Consider the following 23,262-nt stretch of genomic DNA (forward strand, 5'->3'; position numbering starts at 1 on the left):
ATTATGTCGGCGACTCAAAACTACGGCACTGGCCGTCGCAAGACCGCAACCGCACGCGTTTTCCTGCGTCCGGGCACTGGTAACATCTCCATCAACAACCGTTCGCTGGACACCTTCTTCGGCCGCGAAACTGCCCGCATGGTAGTTCGTCAGCCGCTGGAGCTGACCGAAACCGTCGAGAAGTTCGACGTGTACGTCACCGTGATCGGCGGTGGTGTGAGTGGTCAAGCTGGCGCAATCCGCCACGGCATCACCCGCGCCCTGATGGACTACGACGAGTCTCTGCGCAGCGCCCTGCGCAAAGCCGGTTACGTCACTCGTGACGCCCGTGAAGTTGAACGTAAGAAAGTCGGTCTGCGTAAAGCGCGTAAGCGTCCGCAGTACTCGAAGCGTTAATTCCGCTTCCACGTTCAAAAAGAACGCCCGCTTCCTCATGGAACCGGGCGTTTTTTTATGCCTGCGATTTGTTGAAGAATTGCGCTGTGACAACTTGCCACATCCGTAGACCCCCTATACTACAAGGCTTGAGGGCCAGCCCTCCGGGTAATTACCTTGTCAGAATTGGGGGTTTTCATTACCATTCGGCAAAATTTTTATAAGTACATAGTTTTATTTAGTAGATGCCTGATTTAACAGGCCACAAAGCTGATGGGAGAGGACTGAATGAGCAATGACGGCGTGAATGCAGGCCGGCGTCGCTTCCTGGTTGCAGCCACATCCGTGGTGGGTGCTGCAGGGGCGGTGGGGGCTGCGGTCCCGTTCGTGGGGTCATGGTTTCCCAGTGCCAAGGCGAAAGCTGCCGGTGCACCGGTGAAAGTGAATGTCAGCAAGATCGAGCCAGGCCAGCAGATGATTGCTGAGTGGCGCGGCCAGCCGGTGTTCATTGTCCGCCGTACCGAGGAAATCCTGGGGAATCTCAAGAAGATCGAGGGCCAGCTCTCCGATCCGACCTCCAAAAACTCCACGCAACCCACTTATGTCGACCCGGAAGTGCGGTCGATCAAGCCGGAAATCCTGCTGCTGATCGGTATCTGCACGCACTTGGGTTGCTCCCCGACCTTCCGTCCCGAAGTGGCGCCCGCGGATCTGGGCAAGGACTGGGTAGGCGGCTATTTCTGCCCTTGCCACGGTTCCCACTACGATCTGGCTGGCCGCGTCTACAAGTCGCAACCTGCGCCTTTGAACCTGCCAGTGCCCCCGCATTCCTATGAGTCTGACGACGTCATCGTCATCGGCGTCGACAAGGAGAACGCGTGATGAGCAAGTTCATGGATTGGGTGGATGCGCGCTTCCCCGCCACCAAGATGTGGGAAGACCATCTCAGCAAGTATTACGCTCCGAAAAACTTCAACTTCTTCTACTTCTTCGGCTCCCTGGCGCTGCTCGTGCTGGTCAACCAGATCGTCACCGGCGTCTGGCTGACCATGAGCTACACCCCGTCGGCGGAAGAGGCGTTCGCCTCCGTCGAATACATCATGCGCGACGTCGAGTACGGCTCGATCCTGCGTCTGCTCCACTCCACCGGCGCTTCGGCGTTCTTCATCGTGGTCTATCTGCACATGTTCCGTGGCCTGCTCTACGGTTCGTACCAGAAGCCGCGCGAACTGGTGTGGGTGTTCGGCATGCTGATCTACCTGGCGCTGATGGCCGAGGCCTTCATGGGCTACCTGCTGCCGTGGGGCCAGATGTCCTACTGGGGCGCCCAGGTGATCATCTCGCTGTTCGGTGCGATTCCGGTCATCGGCAACGACCTGACCCAATGGATCCGCGGTGACTACCTGATCTCCGGCATCACCCTGAACCGCTTCTTCGCGCTGCACGTGGTGGCCCTGCCGATCGTCATCCTCGGTCTGGTGGTGCTGCACATCCTGGCGCTGCACGAAGTCGGCTCGAACAACCCGGACGGCGTGGACATCAAGAAGCACAAGGACGAGAACGGCGTACCGCTGGACGGCATCGCCTTCCACCCGTACTACACCGTGAAGGACATCGTCGGTGTGGTCGTGTTCCTGTTCATCTTCTGCTTCATCGTGTTCTTCTTCCCGGAAATGGGCGGCTACTTCCTCGAAAAACCGAACTTCGAGCAGGCCAACCCGTTCAAGACGCCTGAGCACATCGCCCCGGTCTGGTACTTCACGCCGTTCTACGCGATCCTGCGGGCGGTTCCCGACAAGCTCTTCGGCGTCATCGCCATGGGCGCGGCCATCGCGGTGCTGTTCGTCCTGCCGTGGCTCGACCGCAGCCCGGTCAAGTCGATGCGCTATAAAGGCTGGCTGAGCAAGATCTGGCTGGTGGTGTTCTGCATCGCCTTCGTGATCCTCGGCATCCTGGGGGTTCTGGCGCCGACGCCGGGCCGCACGTTGCTGTCGCAGGTCTGCACCTTCCTGTATTTCGCCTACTTCATTCTGATGCCGTTCTACACCAGGCTCGAGAAGACCAAACCGGTTCCGGAAAGGGTGACTGGCTGATGAAAAAGTTATTTGTTGCTCTGATTCTTGCTGCATTGCCTGTGCTGTCCTTCGCGGCCGAACACGGTGGCCCCGAGCTGGAAAAGGTCGACATCGACGTCTCCGACAAAGCGGCCCTTCAGGACGGCGCGCGCACCTTCGCCAACTATTGCATGGGCTGCCACAGCGCCAAGTTCCAGCGTTACGAGCGTGTGGCGGATGACTTGGGCATCCCTCACGAACTGATGCTGGAGAAGCTGGTGTTCACCGGCGCCAAGATCGGCGACCACATGAGCATCGGCATGCAGCCGGCCGACGCCAAGACCTGGTTCGGCGCAGCGCCGCCGGACCTGACCCTGGTGGCCCGTGTCCGCGGCACCGACTGGCTCTACGGTTACCTGAAGTCGTTCTACGAAGACCCGGCGCGTCCTTGGGGCGTGAACAACAAGGTCTTCCCGAACGTCGGCATGCCTAACGTGCTGGTCGGCCTGCAAGGTCGCCAGGTCGTGGGCTGCAAACAGGTGCAGATCGTCGACGACGGCAAGAAGCAATACGACCCGTTGACCGGCACGCCGTTGACCCACGAAGCCTGCGACCAGCTGACCATCGTGCCGAAGACCGGCACGCTGAACGAAGAGCAGTTCGATGAGAAGGTGAAGAATCTGGTAACCTTCCTGGCTTACTCGGCTAACCCGGTCAAGCTGCAGCATCAGCGCATCGGTACCTACGTCTTGCTGTACCTGGCGTTCTTCTTTGTGTTCGCCTACCTGCTCAAGCGTGAATACTGGAAAGACGTGCACTGATAACGCTTCAAACCATTGCTGTCGATCGCGCGCGCCCAGGGGCGCCTCCGGTGACGCAAGGTCTGGTTGGCCAGGCTTTGCGGGAGGCGCCCTCTGGGCGCGCGTGCTTTTCCGGTTCCGATCAATTCAACAAGCGAGGAGGATCGCCATGGGCGTGACCAATCGGTTGGCCTGTTACTCCGACCCCGCCGACCACTATTCCCACCGAGTGCGCATCGTGCTTGCCGAGAAGGGTGTCAGCGCCGAAATCATTTACGTGGAGGCTGGCCGCCAGCCGCCTAAACTGATTGAGGTAAACCCTTACGGCAGCCTGCCCACTCTGGTCGACCGCGACCTGGCGTTGTGGGAGTCGACTGTGGTGATGGAGTACCTGGATGAGCGTTACCCGCACCCGCCGTTGATGCCGGTCTATCCGGTGGCGCGTGCCAACAGCCGTCTGCTGATGCACCGCATCCAGCGCGACTGGTGCGGTCAGGTGGATCTGATCCTGGATCCGCGCTCCAAGGAGGCGGCCCGCGTGGTGGCGCGCAAGGAGCTGCGCGAAAGCCTGACAGGCGTGTCGCCGCTGTTCGCCGACAAGCCGTTCTTCCTCAGTGAGGAACAAAGTCTGGTGGACTGCTGCCTATTGCCCATACTCTGGCGTTTGCCGGTCATGGGCATCGAACTGCCGCGGCCGGCCAAGCCGTTGCTTGATTACATGGAGCGCCAGTTTGCGCGTGAGGCTTTCCAGGCGAGTCTGTCTGGCGTCGAACGCGACATGCGCTAAGGCTTAAGGAGCCGCTATGAATTCCAGTCGACCTTATCTGGTCCGCGCGCTCTACGAGTGGATTGTGGACAACGACTGCACCCCGCACATGCTGGTCAATGCCGAATACCCGGCGGTGCAGGTGCCGCAGGGCTTCTCCAGCGACGGGCAGATCGTGCTGAACATTTCGCCCAATGCCGTTCGCCATCTGCACATGGACAACGACGTCGTGACCTTCGAAGGCCGCTTCGGTGGCGTCCCGCACAGCCTGTACGTGCCGATCGGCGCGATCCTCGGTATCTATGCCCGGGAAAACGGCCAGGGCATGGTGTTCGACCTCGAGTCGCCGATGGATGACGAAGAGGACATCGAGCCGGATGACGACGTGCCGCCGCCGGACAGCGAACCGCCGCGCCCGAGCGGCCGGCCAAGCCTGAAAGTGGTGAAGTGACAAAAAAAGGCGATCCAACCGGATCGCCTTTTTTTGTGCCCCGCAGAAGCGGGGGCTTTGAGCTTTGGTGCCTGACGGTCGTCAGTCGATGTACTCGAACAGCTTCACGATCTTCTGCACGCCGGAAACACCCTGAACCAGGTTGGTGGCCTGGGCGGCTTCCTGCTTGGTCAGCAGCCCCAGCAGGTAGACGATGCCGTTCTCGGTCACGACCTTGATGCGCGAGCCCGGAATGTTGGCGTCGGTGAGCATCTGAGTCTTGATCTTGGTGGTCAGCCAGGCGTCGTTCTGGCGGGCGAGCAGGGAAGAGGGCTGGATCACCTGCAGCTCGTTGTGCACGGTCTTCACGCGCTGCACGTTGGCGGCTGCCTGTTCGGCCTTGGCCTTGAGGTCTGCGCGCGGCGTCTGGCCGGCCAACAGCACCACGCCGTTGAAGCTGGTGACGACGATGTGCGAATCCTTGTCCAGGCCGACGTCGGCCTTGGCCACGTTGACGCCGACCTTGGTCTCGATCAGCGAATCGTCGATCTTGCTGCCGAAGGTGCGGGTGCCGCGGTCATCGTCGATGGGGGCTTCACGGCTGGCGTTCACCACCGAGGTGCAGCCGCTGATGCCGAGGCACAGGGTCAGGGCCAGGAGGCCGAGGCGATTAGGGGTCATTCTTCACTCCCGAACAGTTGGCTGTCGATCAGATCGCAAAGGCAATGGATCGCCAGCAAGTGGACTTCTTGAATACGTGCGGTGACGTTGGCCGGAACGCGGATCTCGACGTCTTCGGGCAGCAGCAGGGAAGCCATGCCGCCGCCGTCGCGTCCGGTCAATGCTACGACAATCATTTCGCGGTCATGTGCGGCCTGGATCGCCTGAATGATGTTCGCCGAGTTGCCGCTGGTCGAAATCGCCAGCAGCACGTCGCCCGGCTGGCCGAGGGCGCGGATCTGCTTGGAGAACACCTCGTTGTAGCTGTAGTCGTTGGCGATCGAGGTGATCGTCGAGCTGTCGGTGGTCAGGGCGATGGCCGGCAGGCTCGGGCGCTCGCGTTCGAAGCGGTTGAGCAGTTCCGAAGAGAAGTGCTGGGCGTCGCCGGCCGAGCCGCCGTTGCCGCAAGACAGCATTTTGCCTTCGTTGAGCAGGGCGTTGACCATCACCTGGCTGGCTTGCTCGATGTGCGGTGCAAGTACGTCCATCGCCTGTTGCTTGGTGTCGATGCTGGCTTGAAAGAGCTGGCGAATTCGGGATTGCATGTCCATCTGTGTGACCTTAATTGGCGCGGCTGTCCGGCACGTGAATGTGCTGCCCGCAAAGCAAAGAGCAAAAAAGAGTTGGGTGAAGATGTCCGGGGCGCCGTCGGCGGTCAACTGTCGAACGCATTCTGCAGCCAGTTCAGTTGATCGGGACGGTTGTCGATGGCCACCACGTCGAAGCGGCAGGGAGAATTGGCCCAGCGCGGTTCGCGCTGAAGAAAATACTGCGCGGCGAAAATCAGTTTTTGCCGTTTGCGCTCATCGACGCTGTCGAGTGCGCCGCCCCATTGGGTGTTCTTCCGGTAGCGGACTTCGACGAATACTACTGTATCGCCATCGAGCATGACCAGATCAAGCTCGCCGCGTTTGCACATCCAGTTCTGCGCCAGCAGGCGCAGACCCTGGTGCTGCAGATGCTCGAGCGCTTGGCGCTCGGCATCCTTGCCGCTTTGCTGGCGTGACCTGTCGGGCATCAGCGCGGGGTGTCCGGCAGGCGCTGGACCTGGCCGCTGACGAACTCGGCCCATGGCAGCTGACGAACGACGCGCTGGCTCTGGGTCATGCCCAGGCTGCCCGACTGGCCTTCGATGCGGCTGTCCGGCATGGCCTTGAGCTGGCCCAGGCGCGGCGCCAGGCGGTAGGCGTCGACGCCCATCGCATACAGGCGGCCGAGGCTGCCGGCGGCCTGCGGCCACTGCGCGGTCACCTGCTTGCGCAGCGGGTCGTTGGCGTCCAGCAGCCATGGGGTTTCGCAGAAGCGAATGCCGTTCATGTCGTTGTACTGGTTCACGTCGCCGCTGGCGCTGAACACGTGGGAGGTGGCGTAGACCGGCACGTCGCCGGCGTACTGGAAGTTCAGGGTCGGCTTGATCTGCTGGGCCTGCTGCGGGGTGGCGGCCAGGAAGATGAACTCGATGTCCTGGCGGCGCGACGGCTGCGCGGCGACGTTGGTGCCGGCGGCGTTCTGCAGGCTCTTGGCGCGGGCCTCGCTCTGGCGCAGCTGGAACATGTCGGCGATCTGCTGGGCCAGTTGCACCGGCTGATCGACGCGTTCGGTGGCGACGATGCTGCCGCCGTTGGCTTGCCAGTCCTGGCTGAACGCGCGCAGGACGCGGTCGCCCCATTCGCCGCGCGGCACCATGATCGCTGCGCGGTGCAGGCCGTCGGCGCGGGCGCGGCGGGACACTTCGCGGGCTTCGTCTTCAGCGGCCAGGCCGAACTGGAACAGTTGCGCCGGGCCTTGGTCGCCTTCGCTGTAGTTCAGGGCCAGGGTGGTGATCGGCAGTTGCGGACGGGTGCTCAGTTGTTTGACCAGCGGCTTCTCCAGCGGGCCGACGACCAGTTGCACGCCGTCGGCCTGGGCCTTGCGGTAGAACTCATCGAGATTGGTCAGGCGCGAGCTGTCGTAGAACTCGATGGCCGGTGGCTTCTGGCCGGCCTGCTGGGCCTGGTAGTGGGCGGCCATGAAGCCGTCGCGCAGCGCTTTGCCGACCGAGGCCAGCGGGCCGTCCTGGGGCAGCAGCAGGGCGATCTTGCTCAGGGGCTGGCTGGCCAGTTCCTTGAGCTTGGTCAGCGGCAGCGGCAGGGTGATGGCAGCCGGGTGCTTGGGATGCTGCGAACGCCAGGCGTCGATGGCGGCCTGTTGCTGCTCCAGGGTGCCGGCGGTCTTGACGGCCAGGGCCAGGCTCATCCAGCCGCCGAGGTCGTCGGTGGCGTTGGCCTGCAGTTGGTCGGTCGGCAGCGAGGCGACCAGTGTCCAGATCGCTTCGTGGTTCTTGGCGGCGGCTTCGCCTTCGAGCATCGGCGCGATGAAGATGCGCTCGCGTGCGGCGGCCAGGGTCTGGCCGTCGGCCTCCAGGGCGCGGGCGTGGACGGTGCCGGTGCGCACTTGCTGCGCCTCGGAAAGTTCACCCAGGCGTTGCAGGCTCGGATGGCTCAGGGCGGTCAGCGCGGCCTTCGGCTGGTTGCGGGTCATGGCCAGCTCCGCCGACAGGGTGGCGGCGAAGACCTGCTGGCCGGGCTTGAGCTGCTCCATCGGCACTTGCTGCAGGATCTGCGCGGACTGCCCGGCATTGCCTTGGCGATAGGCCAGGTCCGCGGCGCTCAGGCGCAGCAGGGCGGCCTTGTCCGGGGATTTGCTCTGGGCGGCCTGTTCGAGCAGTTGCTCGATGCTGGCGTCCGGAGTCCGTGGAAGTTCGCCAAGGCTGGAGGAAGGGGAACTGGCGCAGGCCGCCAGCAAGGCAGCGAGGCAGAGGGCAGTGAGCAGCCGCAGACAAGCGATCATGTAAGTGTTCCTGAATACTCGATCAAATTAGCGTGGAATTGTACCCAAGCGCTGGCCGGGGCGCGATGTCGCCGGTACGAAACCGTTAATTTATCCGCAGCAAATGTTGCGGCGTCACGCCGGCCGGCGACGGGCCCTGTCGATCCAAAGCACGTCGCCCGTCGCCTGACGCGCTACAATGCCGGCTTTTACCGATCTTGAGGTGCGCGCTTTGACTGCTCCAGGTGCTTTGAATTCCGCTGCCGGCTCGCTTTATGTGGTGGCGACGCCCATCGGCAACCTGGACGACATCAGTGCCCGTGCGCTGAAGATCCTGCGCGAGGTGGCGCTGATCGCCGCCGAGGACACCCGGCACTCCCAGCGTCTGATGCAGCACTTCGGCATCAACACGCCGCTGGCGGCCTGCCACGAGCACAACGAGCGCGACGAAGGCAGCCGCTTCATCACCCGCCTGCTGGCGGGCGACAACGTGGCGCTGATCTCGGATGCCGGGACGCCGCTGATCTCCGACCCGGGCTATCACCTGGTGCGCCAGGCCCGGGCCGCCGGGATCAATGTGGTGCCGGTGCCGGGCGCCTGTGCGCTGATCGCCGCGCTGTCGGCGGCGGGCCTGCCGTCCGACCGCTTCATCTTCGAAGGTTTCCTGCCGGCCAAGGCGGTGGGGCGCAAGGCGCGCCTGGAGGCCATCAAGGAAGAACCCCGCACGCTGATCTTCTATGAGGCGCCGCACCGCATCCTCGAATGCCTGCAGGACATGGAAGCGGTGTTTGGCGCCGAGCGTCCGGCGCTGCTGGCCCGTGAACTGACCAAGACCTTCGAGACGCTCAAGGGCTTGCCGCTGGCCGAGCTGCGCGCGTTCGTCGAGGCGGACAGCAACCAGCAGCGCGGCGAGTGCGTGGTGGTGGTCGCCGGCTGGACGGCGCCGGAGTCGGACGATGCGGTCAGCGCCGAAGCCCTGCGCATCCTCGATCTGCTGCTTGAGGAAATGCCGCTCAAGCGTGCGGCGGCCCTGGCGGCGCAAATCACCGGCGAGCGCAAGAACGTGCTGTACCAGGTGGCGCTGGATCGGCAAAAAGGCGCGTAACCTGTCGCCCGGACGGCTCTGATGGCCATTAGCGCTTGTTCTTCGGGCGCTCTGCCGTTAACCTGCGCGGCGGAGAGTCGATCGGACAGTCGCTGCCCCCTATGAGAATTAGGGGGGGGAGGAAAGTCCGGGCTCCATAGGGCGAAGTGCCAGGTAACGCCTGGGAGGCGCGAGCCTACGGAAAGTGCCACAGAAAACAACCGCCTAAGCGCTTCGGCGCCGGTAAGGGTGAAAAGGTGCGGTAAGAGCGCACCGCACGACTGGCAACAGTTCGTGGCTAGGTAAACCCCACTTGGAGCAAGACCAAATAGGGTCCCAAGGCGTGGCCCGCGCTGGGACCGGGTAGGTTGCTAAAGGTGTCCAGTGATGGCCATCGTAGACGAATGACTGTTCAAGACAGAACCCGGCTTACAGATCGACTCTCCACCTTTTTTCTTTCCCTGCTTGAATTAAAGGCGACGGGGCTGTTTATTAGCAGCAGGCCTGCGCCGGAGATCCGGCAGCGGCCGATGCCGTAGTAGCCATTTCCCACCTTGCTTCAATCAACAGCAGAAGCGCTTTTGTAATACCGAAAAGATCTTACTCTTAACAAATCACTTTAACTTTCGAGCGCAGCTTTCAGTGCTGCTTCAGGTTATTGGTCGCAGGTGTCCGCCGGATTCTCGTTGTGCCTCCTTTTATGCTCCTAAATCTCCGTTCTGTAAGGGTTTTCCTTTAATCCGCGCCTTGACGGTGTGGTGGGCGCATTCCTATAGTGTGCGCAAGTGGCGGAAAGTGGCATGAAGTGGGTTTTCTGAGCTCAAAACGCTAAAAATTGGAGAAACGCAGCCGTGTTTCGCGGAGCCAACGCTATCAGTCTCGATGCAAAGGGCCGTCTCGCCATGCCGAGTCGGTACCGTGACGAGCTCGTTTCGCGTAGTTCCGGGCAGTTGATCGTCACGATCGACGCCGTTGATCCGTGTCTGTGTGTCTACCCGCTCGATGAGTGGGAAATTATTGAAACCAAGTTGCGCGCGCTTCCTTCGCTCCGCGAAGAGAACCGTCGCCTGCAACGTTTGCTGATCGGCAACGCCGTCGACCTCGAACTCGACGGCAGCGGCCGTTTCCTGGTTCCGCCGCGTCTGCGCGAATACGCGAAGCTCGACAAGCGCGCCATGCTGGTGGGCCAACTGAACAAGTTCCAACTGTGGGACGAAGATGCCTGGAACGCGGTTTCCGCCGCCGACCTCGCTGCCATACAACAACCGGGCGCCATGCCCGACGAACTGCGTGATCTGATCCTGTGACTATTGATAGCGGCTTCAACCACATCACCGTACTGCTTGACGAAGCCGTCGAGGCTCTCGCCGTACGTCCTGATGGCTGCTATCTGGATGGCACGTTCGGGCGCGGCGGGCACAGCCGGCTGATCCTCAGCAAGCTGGGCCCTGACGGGCGGCTCCTCGGATTCGACAAGGATCCTCAGGCGATTGCCACCGGGCAAACGCTAGCGGCCGAAGACGGCCGCTTTGTCGTTGTGCAGCGCAGCTTTGCCGAGCTCGGCGCGGAAGTGGCCGAGCGCGGTCTGTCCGGCAAGGTCAGCGGCATCCTGCTCGACCTGGGCGTGTCTTCGCCGCAACTAGACGACCCGGAGCGCGGGTTCAGTTTCCTCAACGACGGTCCGCTGGACATGCGCATGGATCCGTCCCGCGGCATCAGTGCGGCGGAGTTCGTCAACACCGCACCGGTCGAAGAGATCGCCCGGGTGTTCAAGGAATACGGCGAGGAGCGTTTCTCCGGTCGCATGGCCCGTGCCGTGGCCGAGCGCCGCGATGTCACGCCGTTCGAACGCACCGGCGATCTGGCCGAAGTCCTCAAGGTCGCCAACCCGGCCTGGGAAAAGGGCAAGAACCCGGCGACCCGCGCGTTCCAGGGCCTGCGCATCCACGTCAACAACGAACTGGGCGACCTGGAGGCAGGCCTTGAAGCCGCGCTCGAGTGCCTGGAGGTCGGCGGCCGTCTGGTGGTCATCAGTTTCCATTCGCTGGAAGACCGCATCGTCAAGCTGTTCATGCGCAAGCTGGTGAAGGGCGAGGCCGACAACCTGCCGCGCAACCTGCCGGTCCGGCACGTGGCGTTCGAACCCAAGATCAAGGTCCATGGCAAGGCGCAGACGGCCTCCGACGCCGAGCTCAAGGCCAACCCGCGCTCGCGCAGCGCGGTCATGCGTGTGGCGGAGAAGCTGCGGTGAGCAAGCTATTCGCCAAGCCCCTGCCGGGCGGCAGCTTCTTCATGCTGCTGCTGTTCATCGGCGTGCTCGTGTCGGCCATCGGCGTGTCCTACAGCGCCCACTGGAACCGGCAGCTGCTCAACACCCTGTACAACGAGCTGAGCGTGCGCGACAAGGCGCAGGCCGAGTGGGGCCGGCTGATCCTGGAGCAGAGCACCTGGACTGCCCACAGCCGCATCGAAGTGCTGGCCACCGAACAACTGAAGATGCACATCCCCGGCGCGGCTGACGTGAAGATGGTGGCGCCATGATGAAGCTCGAAGGCGCACTCTTCCCATGGCGGTTCCGCCTGGTGGTGGGGCTGCTCGGCATCATGGTCGCGGCGATCTGCTGGCGCATCATCGACCTGCAGGTGGTGGACCGTGACTTCCTCAAAGGTCAGGGCGATGCGCGCAGCGTGCGTCACATTCCGATTCCGGCGCACCGTGGCCTGATCACCGACCGCAACGGCGAACCGCTCGCCGTGAGCACGCCGGTGACCACCCTGTGGGCCAACGCCAAGGAAATGCAACTGGCCAAAGAGAAGTGGCCGGCATTGGCGGCTGCGCTGGGGCAGGATCCCAAAGCCCTGGCCGAACGCCTCGAGGCGCAGGCGAACAAAGAATTCATCTACCTGGTGCGCGGGCTGACCCCCGAGCAGGGCCAGGCCGTGCTCGACCTGAAAGTGCCGGGCGTCTACGGCATCGAAGAGTTCCGCCGGTTCTACCCGGCCGGCGAAGTCACCGCGCACATGGTCGGCTTCACCGACATCGACGACCACGGTCGCGAAGGCGTCGAGCTCGCCTACGACGAATGGCTCGCCGGGGTGCCGGGCAAACGACAGGTCATCAAGGATCGGCGCGGTCGGCTGATCAAGGATGTCCAGGTCACCAAGAACGCCAAGGCCGGCAAGCCCTTGGCGTTGTCGATTGACCTGCGCCTGCAGTACCTGGCCAACCGCGAACTGCGCAACGCGATCATCGAGAACGGCGCCAAGGCCGGCAGCCTGGTGATCATGGACGTGAAGACCGGCGAGATCCTGGCCATGGTCAACCAGCCGACCTACAACCCGAACAACCGCCGCTACCTGCAGCCGGCCATGATGCGCAACCGGGCGATGATCGACGTGTTCGAGCCGGGTTCGACCATGAAGGCCATCTCCATGAGCGCCGCCATCGAGAGCGGGCGCTGGAAACCGAGCGACACCGTCGAGGTGTATCCGGGCAGCCTGCAGATCGGCAAGTACACCATCAAGGACGTGTCCAAGACCGAAGGCCCGGTGCTGGACATGACCGGCATCCTGATCAACTCCAGTAACGTCGGCATGAGCAAGGTCGCGTTCGACATCGGCGGCGAGACCATTTTCCGCCTCGCGCAGAAGCTGGGCCTCGGCCAGGACACCGGCCTGGGCTTCCCCGGCGAGCGCGTCGGCAACCTGCCGAACTACCGGGACTGGCGCAAGGCCGAAACGGCGACGCTGTCCTACGGCTACGGCGTGTCCGTCACCGCGATCCAGTTGGTGCACGCGTTCTCGGCGCTGGCCAACAACGGCCGCCTCGCGCCGCTGACCCTGATCAAGACCGACAAGGCCCCGCAGACCACCCAGGTGCTGCCGGAGGCCGTGGCGAAAACCATGCAAGGCATGCTGCAGCAGGTGATCGAGGCCCCGCGCGGCGTGTTCCGTGCTCAGGTGCCGGCGTACCACGTGGGCGGCAAGTCCGGTACGGCGCGCAAGACGTCGGTGGGCACCAAGGGCTACGCCGAAAACTCCTACCGTTCGTTGTTCGCCGGCTTCGGCCCGATGAGCGATCCGCGTTACGCCATCGTCGTGGTGATCGATGAACCGACCAAGGCCGGCTACTTCGGCGGTCTGGTGTCGGCGCCGGTGTTCAGCCGCGTGATGTCCGGCACCCTGCGCCTGATGAACGTCACCCCGGACAACCTGCCGACCACACAACAGGCCAACGCCACCCCGGCCGTTCCGCTGAAAGCCAATGGAGGGCGCGGCTGATGTCTCTGAGTCTGAACAAGATATTCCCCCACGCCGGCCACGATCTGCTGATCCGTGAACTGGCGCTGGACAGCCGCAACGTGCGCGCCGGCGACCTGTTCCTCGCGGTGCCGGGCGGCAAGTTCGACGGCCGTGCCCACATCGCCGACGCGCTGGAGCGCGGCGCGGCCGCCGTGGCCTATGAAGTGCAGGGCGCCACCGTGCTGCCGATCACCGATGTGCCGCTGATTCCGGTCAAGGGCCTGGCGGCGCAGCTGTCGGACATCGCCGGGCGCTTCTACGGCGAGCCCAGCCATCACCTGAACCTGATCGGCGTGACCGGCACCAACGGCAAGACCAGCGTGACCCAACTGGTGGCCCAGGCCCTGGACCTGCTCGGCCAGCACTGCGGCATCGTCGGCACCCTCGGTTCCGGTTTCTACGGCGCGCTGCAGAGCGGCCTGCACACCACGCCGAACCCGATCGCCATGCAGGCGACCCTGGGCGACCTGAAAAAGGCCGGCGCCAAGGCCGTGGCCATGGAAGTGTCGTCCCACGGCCTGGATCAGGGCCGGGTCACGGCGCTGGCCTTCGATGTGGCGGTGATGACCAACCTGTCCCGCGACCATCTCGACTATCACGGCACCATGGAAGCCTACGCGGCGGCCAAGGCCAGGCTGTTCGCCTGGAACGACCTGAAATGCCGGGTGGTCAACCTCGACGACGACTTCGGCCGGCAACTGGCCGCCGAACAGCGCGAGTCGCGGCTGATCACCTACAGCCTGCTCGACAGCGGCGCCTACCTCTATTGCCGCGAAGCGCAGTTCGACGACCACGGCGTGCGCGCCACGCTAGTCACGCCCCAGGGCGAACATCACCTGCGCAGCACGCTGCTGGGCCGCTTCAACCTGAGCAACGTGCTGGCGGCGGTCGGCGCGTTGCTCGGCCTCGACTACCCGCTGGACGAAATCCTCAAGGTGCTGCCGAAGCTTGAAGGCCCGGCCGGACGCATGCAGCGCCTGGGCGGCGGCAACCAGCCCCTGGTGGTGGTCGACTACGCCCACACGCCGGATGCGCTGGAAAAGGTTCTGACCGCGTTGCGCCCGCACGTCAAAGGCCAACTGCTGTGCCTGTTCGGCTGCGGCGGCGACCGTGACCGCGGCAAGCGTCCGCTGATGGCCGAAGTGGTGGAGCGTCTGGCCGACCGCGTGCTGGTCACCGACGACAACCCGCGCACGGAAGACCCGGCGCAGATCTTCGACGACATCCGCGCCGGTTTCGCGGCTGTGGATAACGTCACCTTCGTGGCCGGCCGCGGCCAGGCCATCGCTCAATTGATCGCCGGCGCTTCGGCCGACGACGTGATCGTCCTGGCCGGCAAGGGCCATGAGGACTATCAGGAAATCAACGGCCAGCGGCATGCCTTTTCCGATCTGGTGGAAGCCGATCATGCCCTGACCGCGTGGGAGGTGGCCCATGCTTAAGGCCCTGAAACTCAGCGAACTGACCAACGCCCTCGACGCACGGCTGATCGCCGGCGACGCGAGCTTCGACGGCGTCAGCATCGACAGCCGCGCGATCAAGCCCGGCCAGCTGTTCATCGCCCTGACCGGCCCGCGTTTCGACGGTCACGACTACCTCAACGACGTCGCCGCCAAAGGCGCGGTCGCGGCGCTGGTCGAGCGCGAGATCGCCGACAGCACGCTGCCGCAACTGCTGGTCAAGGACACCCGTCAGGCCCTGGGCCAGTTGGGTGCGCTCAACCGTGCCGCGTTCACCCATCCGGTGGCGGCCGTGACCGGCTCCAGCGGCAAGACCACGGTCAAGGAGATGCTTGCGGGCATCCTGCGCACCCGTGGCTCGGTGCACGCGACCCGCGGCAACCTGAACAACGACCTCGGCGTCCCGCTGACCCTGCTCGAACTCGCGCCGGAACACAGCGCGGCGGTGATCGAGCTGGGGGCATCGCGCCTGGGTGAGATCGCCTACACCGTCGGCCTGACCAAACCCCATGTGGCGATCCTCAACAACGCAGGCACCGCCCACGTCGGCGAGTTCGGCGGGCCGGAGAAGATCGTCGAGGCCAAGGGCGAAATCATCGAAGGGCTGGCCGCCGACGGCACCGCAGTGCTGAACCTCGACGACAAGGCTTTCGGCATCTGGAAGGCCCGGGCGGGCGGGCGCAAGGTGCTGACCTTCGCCCTGAACAACCCGCAGGCGGATTTCCGTGCCAGCGACCTGGCCACCGACGCGCGCGGCTGCCCGGCGTTCACCCTGCACGGGCCGGCAGGCTCCGAGCGGGTGCAGCTGAACCTGCTCGGCACCCACAACGTCGCCAACGCCCTGGCCGCCGCCGCTGCCGCCCATGCCCTGGGCGTGTCGCCGTTCGGCATCGCCACCGGGCTCGGCGCAGTGCAGCCGGTCAAGGGCCGCACCGTCGCGCAACTGGCCAAGAACGGCCAACGCGTGATCGACGACACCTACAACGCAAACCCCACCTCCATGTGCGCGGCCGTTGATATACTCGCCGGCTTTTCCGGCCGCACCGTTCTGGTGCTCGGGGACATCGGCGAGTTGGGCGACTGGGCGGAGCAGGGGCACCGCGACGTGGGCGAGTACGCCCGGGGCAAGGTTTCCGCGCTTTACGCCGTCGGCCCGCTGATGGCCCATGCCGTGAACGCTTTCGGTGCGCAGGCGCATCACTTCGGCACCCAGGCCGAACTGATCCAGGCCCTGGCCGCCGAACAGGACAAAAACACCACCATTTTGATCAAGGGCTCGCGCAGCGCGGCGATGGAAAACATCGTGGCGGCCCTGTGCGGTTCCAGTCTGGAGAAACATTAATGCTGCTGCTGCTAGCGGAGTATCTGCAACAGTTCTACAAAGGCTTCGCGGTCTTCCAGTACCTGACCCTGCGCGGGATCCTCGGTGTGCTGACCGCGCTGGTCCTGTCGCTGTGCTACGGCCCATGGATGATCCGCACCCTGCAGAACCGCCAGATCGGCCAGGCCGTGCGCAACGACGGCCCGCAATCGCACCTGTCCAAGTCGGGTACGCCGACCATGGGCGGCGCCCTGATCCTGTCGTCCATCGGCGTCAGCACTCTGCTGTGGGCCGACCTCACCAACCGTTACGTCTGGGTCGTGCTGCTGGTGACCCTGCTGTTCGGCGCCATCGGCTGGGTCGACGACTACCGCAAGGTGATCGAGAAGAACTCCCGTGGCCTGCCGAGCCGCTGGAAGTATTTCTGGCAGTCGGTGTTCGGCCTCGGCGCCGCGATCTTCCTTTACATGACCGCCGCGACGCCGGTGGAAACCACCCTGATCCTGCCGATGCTCAAGGACTACAGCATTCCGCTGGGCGCCGGCTTCATCGTGCTGACCTACTTCGTGATCGTCGGGTCGAGCAACGCGGTCAACCTGACCGACGGCCTCGACGGCCTGGCGATCATGCCGACCGTGATGGTCGGCGGCGGCCTGGGCATCTTCTGCTACCTGTCGGGCAACGTGAAGTTCGCCGAATACCTACTGATCCCTTACGTGCCGGGCGCGGGCGAACTGATCGTGTTCTGCGGCGCGCTGATCGGCGCCGGCCTGGGCTTCCTGTGGTTCAACACCTATCCGGCCCAAGTCTTCATGGGCGACGTCGGCGCGCTGGCGCTGGGCGCCGCGCTGGGCACCATCGCCGTGATCGTGCGCCAGGAAATCGTCCTGTTCATCATGGGCGGCGTGTTCGTGATGGAGACCCTCTCGGTGGTCATCCAGGTCGCCTCTTTCAAACTGACCGGCCGCCGCGTGTTCCGCATGGCGCCGATCCACCACCACTTTGAACTCAAGGGCTGGCCCGAGCCGCGCGTGATCGTCCGTTTCTGGATCATCACCGTGATTCTCGTGCTGATCGGCCTTGCCACCCTGAAGCTGAGGTAGAACGAGTGTCCCTGATCGCTTCCGACCACTTCCGCATCATTGTCGGCCTCGGCAAGAGCGGCATGTCCCTGGTTCGCTTCCTGGCGAACCGGGGCGTGGCGTTTGCGGTGGCCGACACGCGGGAAAACCCGCCGGAACTGGCCACGCTCAAGCGTGACTATCCGCACGTGGAAGTGCGTTGTGGCGAGCTGGACGTCGAGTTCCTGTGCCGTGCCGACGAACTCTACGTGAGCCCCGGCCTGGCGCTGGCGACCCCGGCCCTGCAGGCCGCAGCGGCCCGTGGCGTGAAACTGTCCGGCGACATCGAGCTGTTCGCGCGCAACGCGAAGGCGCCGATCGTGGCCATCAGCGGCTCCAACGCGAAAAGCACCGTCACCACCCTGGTCGGCGAGATGGCGGCTGCCGCCGGCAAACGCGTGGCGGTGGGCGGCAACCTCGGCACACCGGCGCTGGACCTTCTGAGCGACGACGTCGAGCTGTACGTGATGGAGCTGTCGAGCTTCCAGCTGGAGACCACCGACCAGCTCAACGCCGAAGTGGCGACCGTGCTCAACATCAGCGAAGACCACATGGACCGCTACAGCGGCCTGCCGGCCTACCACCTGGCCAAGCACCGGATCTTCCGGGGCGCCAAGCAGTTCGTGGTCAACCGCCAGGACGCCCTGAGCCGTCCGTTGATGGGCGAGGGCCAGCCGTGCTGGACCTTCGGCCTGACCAAACCGGACTTCAAGGCGTTCGGCATTCGCGAAGAGGACGGCGAGAAGTGGCTGGCCTTCGAATTCCAGAACCTGATGCCGGTGCGCGAACTGAAGATCCGCGGCGCCCACAATCAGTCCAACGCCCTGGCGGCGCTGGCGCTCGGCCATGCGGTCGGCCTGCCGTTCGACGCGATGCTCGCGGCGCTGCGCAACTTCGCCGGTCTCGAGCACCGCTGCCAGTGGGTGCGTGACGTGGACGGCGTCGGCTACTACAACGACTCCAAGGCCACCAACGTCGGCGCCGCGCTGGCCGCCATCGAAGGCCTGGGCGCGGACATCGACGGCAAGATCGTGCTGATCGCCGGCGGCGACGGCAAGGGCGCCGAATTCCATGACCTGCGCGATCCGGTGGCGGCCCACTGCCGCGCCGTGGTCCTGATGGGCCGCGACAGCGACAAGATCGGCGAGGCCCTCGGCGACGCCGTGCCGCTGATCCGTGCCGGCTCCCTGGCCGAAGCCGTTGCGCAATGCCGCGCCGCCGCCCGCCCGGGCGATGTGGTGCTGCTGTCGCCGGCCTGCGCCAGTTTCGACATGTTCAAGAACTACGAAGACCGGGGCCACCAGTTCGTCCGCACCGTGGAGGATCTGGCATGAGCCTGAAAGGGATCATCAAGCCGTACCCGTCGCCGATCATCACCGGACGCGGCATCGACCTCGACTTCCCGATGCTCGCCGGCTGCCTGGCGCTGCTGGGGCTCGGGCTGATCATGATCGCCTCGGCGTCGACCGAAGTGGCGGCGGCCCAGTCGGGCAGCGCCCTCTATTACATGATCCGCCACCTGATCTACATCGTGCTGGGGCTGGGCGCCTGCGTCGTGACCATGATGATCCCGATCGCCACCTGGCAGCGCATGGGCTGGATGATGCTGATCGGCGCCTTCGGCCTGCTGGTGATGGTGATCGTTCCTGGCATCGGCCGGGAGGTGAACGGCTCGATGCGCTGGATCGGCTTCAGCTTCTTCAACGTGCAGCCCTCCGAGATCGCCAAGGTGTTCGTGGTGATCTACCTGGCCGGCTACCTGGTGCGCCGGCAAAAGGAAGTGCGCGAAAGCTGGATGGGCTTCTTCAAGCCGTTCATCGTGCTGCTGCCGATGGCGGGCCTGCTGCTGATGGAGCCGGACTTCGGCGCCACCGTGGTGATGATGGGCGCGGCCGCGGCGATGCTGTTCCTGGGCGGCGTCGGCCTGTTCCGGTTCTCCCTGATGGTGGTGCTGGCGGTCGCGGCGGTGGTGCTGCTGATCCAGATGCAGCCGTACCGGATGGCGCGTCTGACCAACTTCGCCGACCCGTGGGCCGACCAGTTCGGCGCCGGTTACCAGCTGTCCCAGGCGCTGATCGCGTTCGGCCGCGGCGAGTGGCTGGGCGTCGGCCTGGGCAACAGCGTGCAGAAGCAGTTCTACCTGCCGGAAGCCCACACCGACTTCGTGTTCTCGGTGCTGGCCGAGGAGCTGGGCGCCGTGGGTTCGCTGTGCACTGTGGCGCTGTTCGTGTTCGTGTGCATCCGTGGCATGTACATCGGCCTGTGGGCCGAGAAGGCCAAACAGTTTTTTGCCGCCTATGTCGCTTACGGGCTGTCGTTCCTGTGGATCGGCCAGTTCCTGATCAACATCGGCGTGAACGTCGGCCTGCTGCCGACCAAGGGCCTGACCTTGCCGTTCCTCAGCTACGGCGGCAGCTCCCTGGTGATCTGCTGCGCCTGCCTCGGCCTGCTGCTGCGGATCGAGTGGGAGAGCCGCACGCACCTGGGCAGCGAAGAGATGGAATTCCATGAGAGCGACTTCGCCGAGGAGCCGAACCATGGGCGCTAACGTATTGATCATGGCCGGCGGCACCGGCGGCCACGTGTTCCCGGCGCTGGCCTGTGCCCGCGAGTTCCAGGCGCGCGGCTACACCGTGCACTGGCTCGGCACCCCGCGCGGGATCGAGAACGACCTGGTGCCGGCCGCCGGCCTTGAGCTGCACCGCATCAACGCCACCGGCCTGCGGGGCAAGGGCAAGCTGTCGCTGCTCAAGGCGCCGTTCATGCTGCTCAAGTCGGTGCTGCAGGCCCGTGCCGTGATGCGCCGCCTCAAGCCGGTGTGCGTGGTCGGTTTCGGCGGTTATGTGACCGGCCCCGGCGGTGTCGCCGCGAAGCTGGCCGGCGTGCCGGTGATCGTTCACGAGCAGAACGCCGTGGCCGGCACCGCCAATCGGATGCTGGTGCCGTTCGCCGCCCGGGTGTGTGAAGCGTTTCCCGACACCTTTACCCTGTCGGACAGCCGCCGCACCACCGGTAACCCGGTGCGCAGCGAGCTGTTCCTCGAAACGCCGCGGCAGGCCCTGGCCGGTCGCAAGGCACGTTTGCTGATCCTGGGCGGAAGCCTGGGCGCAGAACCGTTGAACAAGCTGTTGCCTGAAGCCCTGGCGCAAGTCGCTGCCGACCTGCGTCCGGAGGTGTTCCACCAGGCCGGCAAGCACCACGATGAAGTGACTGCAGAGCGCTACCGCGCCGCCGGCGTCGACGCGCAGGTGCAGCCGTTCATCAAAGACATGGCCCAGGCCTATGGCTGGGCTGACCTGGTGGTGTGCCGCGCAGGCGCCCTGACCATCAGTGAACTGGCCGCCGCCGGTCTGCCTTCGATGCTGGTGCCCTTGCCCCACGCCATCGACGATCACCAGACCCGCAACGCCGATTATTTGGCCCGCGAAGGCGCTGCCTTCCTGATGCCGCAAAGAACGACCGGCGCAGCGGACCTTGCCGCGCGCCTGACAGAGGTCTTGATGCAACCGCAACGACTCGAACAAATGGCCCAAGCGGCCCGCCGTCTGGCCAAACCCGATGCCACCCGTAGCGTGGTCGACACCTGCCTGGAGGTGGCCCATGGTTGAGAATCAGAAAGCCATGCCGCAACCGGAAATGCGCCGCATCCGCCGCATCCACTTCGTCGGCATCGGCGGCGTGGGCATGTGCGGCATCGCCGAGGTGCTGCTGAACCTGGGCTACGCCGTGTCCGGCTCGGACCTGAAGGCTTCCCCGGTCACCGAGCGCCTGGAGTCCTTCGGCGCGCAGATCTTCATCGGCCACCGTGCCGAGAACGCCGCCGCAGCCGACGTGCTGGTGGTGTCGAGCGCGGTCAACACCTCCAACCCGGAAGTGGCGACCGCCCTTGAGCGTCGCATTCCCGTGGTGCCCCGTGCCGAGATGCTGGCCGAGCTGATGCGCTACCGCCACGGCATCGCCGTCGCCGGCACCCACGGCAAGACCACCACCACCAGCCTGATCGCTTCGGTGTTCGCGGCCGGCGGCCTGGATCCGACCTTCGTCATCGGCGGGCGCCTGAACGCCGCCGGCACCAACGCGCAGCTGGGCACCAGCCGCTACCTGGTCGCCGAGGCGGACGAGAGCGACGCGAGCTTCCTGCACCTGCAGCCGCTGGTGGCCGTGGTCACCAACATCGACGCCGACCACATGGCGACCTACGACGGCGACTTCAACAAGCTGAAGAAGACCTTCGTCGAGTTCCTGCACAACCTGCCGTTCTACGGGCTGGCGGTGATGTGCCTGGACGACCCGGTGGTGCGCGAGATCCTGCCGCAGGTCAAGCGTCCGACCGTGACCTACGGCTTCAGCGAAGACGCCGACGTGCGCGCGATCAACGTGCGCCAGCAAGGCATGCAGACCTTCTTCACCGTGCTGCGCCCCGACCGCGAGCCGCTGGAGGTGTCGGTGAACATGCCCGGCAACCACAACGTGCTCAATTCCCTGGCGACCATCTGCATCGCCACCGACGAAGGCGTCAGCGACGAAGCCATCGTCCAGGGCCTGTCGGGCTTCCAGGGCGTGGGCCGGCGCTTCCAGGTCTACGGCGAGCTGCCGGTGGACGGCGGCAACGTGATGCTGGTCGACGACTACGGCCACCACCCGACCGAAGTCGCGGCCGTGATCAAGGCCGTGCGCGGCGGCTGGCCTGAGCGCCGCCTGGTGATGGTCTACCAGCCGCACCGCTACAGCCGCACCCGCGACCTGTACGACGATTTCGTCAACGTGCTGGCCGACGCCAACGTGCTGCTGCTGATGGAGGTCTACCCGGCCGGCGAAGAGCCGATCCCCGGCGCCGACAGCCGCAAGCTGTGCAACAGCATCCGTCAGCGCGGCCAGCTCGACCCGATCTACATCGAGCGTGGCGCCGATCTGGCGCCGGTGGTCAAGCCGCTGCTGCGCGCCGGCGACATTCTGCTGTGCCAAGGCGCCGGTGACATCGGCGGCCTGGCGCCGAAACTGTTGAAAAGCGAGTTGTTCGCCGGGGCCGTCGCGGCGCCGGTCGAGGGGAAGTTGAAATGAGTGCTGCCTACGCGAACCTGTTCTCCACCATCGCGCCGAAAGACTTCGGCCGCGTCGCCGTGCTGTTCGGCGGCAAGAGCGCCGAGCGTGAAGTCTCGCTGAAGTCCGGCAACGCCGTGCTCGCCGCGCTGCAGAGCGCCGGCGTGGACGCGTTCGGCATCGACGTGGGCGACGACCTGCTGCAGCGCCTGTTGAGCGAGAAGATCGACCGCGCGTTCATCATCCTCCACGGTCGTGGCGGCGAGGACGGCAGCATGCAGGGCCTGCTCGAAGTCGCCGGCATTCCGTACACCGGCAGCGGCATCCTGGCCTCGGCGCTGGCCATGGACAAGCTGCGCACCAAGCAGGTCTGGCACAGCCTCGGGATCCCGACGCCGCGCCACGCCGTGCTGCGCAGCGAAGCGGACTGTATTTCGGCGGCGGCGGAACTGGGCTTCCCTTTGATCGTCAAACCGGCCCATGAAGGTTCAAGTATCGGGATGGCCAAAGTGACTTCCGCGTCCGAGTTGATCGACGCCTGGAAAGCGGCCAGTACCTACGATTCGCAAGTGTTGGTCGAGCAATGGATCCAGGGTCCGGAGTTCACCATCGCCACCCTGCGCGACCAGGTGTTGCCGCCGATCGCCCTGGGCACGCCCCACACGTTCTACGACTACGACGCCAAGTACATCGCCAACGATACCCAGTACCGCATTCCGTGCGGGCTCGATGCCGCCAAGGAACAGGAACTCATGGACCTGACGGCCAAGGCCTGCGACGCGCTGGGCATCGCCGGCTGGGGACGTGCGGACGTGATGCAGGACGCCGACGGGCAGTTCTGGTTCCTGGAAGTGAACACCGCTCCGGGCATGACCGACCACAGCCTGGTGCCGATGGCGGCCCGGGCCGCCGGTCTGGATTTCCAGCAACTGGTTCTGGCCATCCTGGCCGCCAGTGTCGAAGCAGACGCGCGAGGTTAAGG

General features: G+C 64.8%; 23 protein-coding genes and 1 other RNA gene. 20 read left to right on the top strand and 4 right to left on the bottom strand.

Annotated features, from left to right (window positions below):
• Positions 1 to 3 precede the first annotated feature (3 nt).
• The 6 genes from rpsI to CAG29_RS03770 all read left to right on the top strand — a co-directional run bounded on the left by rpsI (position 4) and on the right by CAG29_RS03770 (position 4,446).
• Entirely contained in the window at positions 4 to 396 is a 393-nt protein-coding gene (gene rpsI / locus CAG29_RS03745; protein ID WP_085584816.1) for a 30S ribosomal protein S9, read from the top strand.
• A 267-nt stretch (positions 397 to 663) separates the two neighbouring features.
• Positions 664 to 1,257 (top strand): ubiquinol-cytochrome c reductase iron-sulfur subunit, encoded by a 594-nt coding sequence (gene petA, locus CAG29_RS03750; RefSeq protein ID WP_085584818.1) that lies wholly within the window; start codon positions 664 to 666, stop codon positions 1,255 to 1,257.
• Positions 1,257 to 2,468 carry a cytochrome bc complex cytochrome b subunit gene (locus tag CAG29_RS03755; protein ID WP_085584820.1) on the top strand — a complete coding sequence of 404 codons (1,212 nt, stop codon included), beginning with the start codon at positions 1,257 to 1,259 and terminating at the stop codon, positions 2,466 to 2,468. Before petA ends, CAG29_RS03755 begins: the two co-directional genes overlap by 1 nt.
• Positions 2,468 to 3,250, top strand: a complete 783-nt coding sequence (locus CAG29_RS03760) for a cytochrome c1 (protein ID WP_085584822.1) — start codon at positions 2,468 to 2,470, stop codon at positions 3,248 to 3,250. The genes CAG29_RS03755 and CAG29_RS03760 overlap by 1 nt, the downstream gene beginning before the upstream one ends.
• A 148-nt stretch (positions 3,251 to 3,398) precedes the next feature.
• Positions 3,399 to 4,016 (top strand): glutathione S-transferase N-terminal domain-containing protein, encoded by a 618-nt coding sequence (locus CAG29_RS03765; RefSeq protein ID WP_085584824.1) that lies wholly within the window; start codon positions 3,399 to 3,401, stop codon positions 4,014 to 4,016.
• 16 nt (positions 4,017 to 4,032) lie between these two features.
• Positions 4,033 to 4,446 (top strand): ClpXP protease specificity-enhancing factor, encoded by a 414-nt coding sequence (locus CAG29_RS03770; protein ID WP_085693874.1) that lies wholly within the window; start codon positions 4,033 to 4,035, stop codon positions 4,444 to 4,446.
• An 81-nt stretch (positions 4,447 to 4,527) separates the two neighbouring features.
• Here the strand turns inward: CAG29_RS03770 and CAG29_RS03775 are convergent, their stop codons facing one another.
• The 4 genes from CAG29_RS03775 to CAG29_RS03790 all read right to left on the bottom strand — a co-directional run bounded on the left by CAG29_RS03775 (position 4,528) and on the right by CAG29_RS03790 (position 7,974).
• Positions 4,528 to 5,106: a BON domain-containing protein gene (locus tag CAG29_RS03775; protein ID WP_085584828.1), complete on the bottom strand. Its 579-nt coding sequence runs from the start codon at positions 5,104 to 5,106 to the stop codon at positions 4,528 to 4,530.
• Positions 5,103 to 5,696, bottom strand: coding sequence for a phosphoheptose isomerase (locus CAG29_RS03780; protein ID WP_007928463.1), 594 nt, complete (start codon positions 5,694 to 5,696; stop codon positions 5,103 to 5,105). The genes CAG29_RS03775 and CAG29_RS03780 overlap by 4 nt, the downstream gene beginning before the upstream one ends.
• Before the next feature lie 104 nt (positions 5,697 to 5,800).
• Positions 5,801 to 6,163, bottom strand: coding sequence for a YraN family protein (locus CAG29_RS03785; RefSeq protein ID WP_085629404.1), 363 nt, complete (start codon positions 6,161 to 6,163; stop codon positions 5,801 to 5,803).
• Positions 6,163 to 7,974: a penicillin-binding protein activator gene (locus tag CAG29_RS03790; RefSeq protein ID WP_085629406.1), complete on the bottom strand. Its 1,812-nt coding sequence runs from the start codon at positions 7,972 to 7,974 to the stop codon at positions 6,163 to 6,165. The genes CAG29_RS03785 and CAG29_RS03790 overlap by 1 nt, the downstream gene beginning before the upstream one ends.
• A gap of 178 nt (positions 7,975 to 8,152) precedes the next feature.
• Here CAG29_RS03790 and rsmI point away from each other — a divergent pair, with 178 nt between their 5' ends.
• The 14 genes from rsmI to CAG29_RS03860 all read left to right on the top strand — a co-directional run bounded on the left by rsmI (position 8,153) and on the right by CAG29_RS03860 (position 23,260).
• Positions 8,153 to 9,058, top strand: coding sequence for a 16S rRNA (cytidine(1402)-2'-O)-methyltransferase (gene rsmI / locus CAG29_RS03795; protein ID WP_085584835.1), 906 nt, complete (start codon positions 8,153 to 8,155; stop codon positions 9,056 to 9,058).
• 73 nt (positions 9,059 to 9,131) lie between these two features.
• An RNA gene (rnpB, locus tag CAG29_RS03800) (RNase P RNA component class A) lies at positions 9,132 to 9,485 on the top strand.
• Positions 9,486 to 9,888: 403 nt separating this feature from the next.
• Positions 9,889 to 10,344 carry a division/cell wall cluster transcriptional repressor MraZ gene (gene mraZ / locus CAG29_RS03805; protein WP_003205355.1) on the top strand — a complete coding sequence of 152 codons (456 nt, stop codon included), beginning with the start codon at positions 9,889 to 9,891 and terminating at the stop codon, positions 10,342 to 10,344.
• The gene (rsmH, locus tag CAG29_RS03810) at positions 10,341 to 11,288 is read left to right on the top strand and encodes a 16S rRNA (cytosine(1402)-N(4))-methyltransferase RsmH (protein WP_085693875.1); all 948 of its coding nucleotides are present in this window, start codon (positions 10,341 to 10,343) and stop codon (positions 11,286 to 11,288) included. The genes mraZ and rsmH overlap by 4 nt, the downstream gene beginning before the upstream one ends.
• The gene (gene ftsL / locus CAG29_RS03815) at positions 11,285 to 11,578 is read left to right on the top strand and encodes a cell division protein FtsL (protein WP_007956777.1); all 294 of its coding nucleotides are present in this window, start codon (positions 11,285 to 11,287) and stop codon (positions 11,576 to 11,578) included. Before rsmH ends, ftsL begins: the two co-directional genes overlap by 4 nt.
• Positions 11,578 to 13,317 carry a penicillin-binding protein 2 gene (locus CAG29_RS03820; protein WP_170929944.1) on the top strand — a complete coding sequence of 580 codons (1,740 nt, stop codon included), beginning with the start codon at positions 11,578 to 11,580 and terminating at the stop codon, positions 13,315 to 13,317. The genes ftsL and CAG29_RS03820 overlap by 1 nt, the downstream gene beginning before the upstream one ends.
• Positions 13,317 to 14,780, top strand: a complete 1,464-nt coding sequence (locus CAG29_RS03825) for a UDP-N-acetylmuramoyl-L-alanyl-D-glutamate--2,6-diaminopimelate ligase (RefSeq protein ID WP_085584841.1) — start codon at positions 13,317 to 13,319, stop codon at positions 14,778 to 14,780. Before CAG29_RS03820 ends, CAG29_RS03825 begins: the two co-directional genes overlap by 1 nt.
• Positions 14,773 to 16,140, top strand: coding sequence for a UDP-N-acetylmuramoyl-tripeptide--D-alanyl-D-alanine ligase (murF, locus tag CAG29_RS03830; RefSeq protein WP_085584843.1), 1,368 nt, complete (start codon positions 14,773 to 14,775; stop codon positions 16,138 to 16,140). Before CAG29_RS03825 ends, murF begins: the two co-directional genes overlap by 8 nt.
• Positions 16,140 to 17,222, top strand: coding sequence for a phospho-N-acetylmuramoyl-pentapeptide-transferase (mraY, locus tag CAG29_RS03835; RefSeq protein WP_085584845.1), 1,083 nt, complete (start codon positions 16,140 to 16,142; stop codon positions 17,220 to 17,222). Before murF ends, mraY begins: the two co-directional genes overlap by 1 nt.
• 5 nt (positions 17,223 to 17,227) lie before the next feature.
• Positions 17,228 to 18,574, top strand: a complete 1,347-nt coding sequence (murD, locus tag CAG29_RS03840; protein WP_085584847.1) for a UDP-N-acetylmuramoyl-L-alanine--D-glutamate ligase — start codon at positions 17,228 to 17,230, stop codon at positions 18,572 to 18,574.
• Positions 18,571 to 19,788, top strand: coding sequence for a putative lipid II flippase FtsW (ftsW, locus tag CAG29_RS03845; RefSeq protein ID WP_085584849.1), 1,218 nt, complete (start codon positions 18,571 to 18,573; stop codon positions 19,786 to 19,788). Before murD ends, ftsW begins: the two co-directional genes overlap by 4 nt.
• Positions 19,778 to 20,848 (top strand): undecaprenyldiphospho-muramoylpentapeptide beta-N-acetylglucosaminyltransferase, encoded by a 1,071-nt coding sequence (gene murG, locus CAG29_RS03850; RefSeq protein WP_085584851.1) that lies wholly within the window; start codon positions 19,778 to 19,780, stop codon positions 20,846 to 20,848. Before ftsW ends, murG begins: the two co-directional genes overlap by 11 nt.
• A complete protein-coding gene (gene murC / locus CAG29_RS03855) occupies positions 20,841 to 22,301 on the top strand; it encodes a UDP-N-acetylmuramate--L-alanine ligase (protein WP_085584853.1) in 1,461 nt (486 codons plus the stop codon). Before murG ends, murC begins: the two co-directional genes overlap by 8 nt.
• Complete coding sequence (locus tag CAG29_RS03860; RefSeq protein ID WP_085584855.1) at positions 22,298 to 23,260, top strand: D-alanine--D-alanine ligase; 963 nt, start codon at positions 22,298 to 22,300, stop codon at positions 23,258 to 23,260. The genes murC and CAG29_RS03860 overlap by 4 nt, the downstream gene beginning before the upstream one ends.
• Positions 23,261 to 23,262: the final 2 nt, after the last annotated feature.

It is taken from the genome of Pseudomonas sp. B7(2017) (genome assembly GCF_002112745.1).
Lineage (GTDB): Bacteria > Pseudomonadota > Gammaproteobacteria > Pseudomonadales > Pseudomonadaceae > Aquipseudomonas > Aquipseudomonas ekonensis.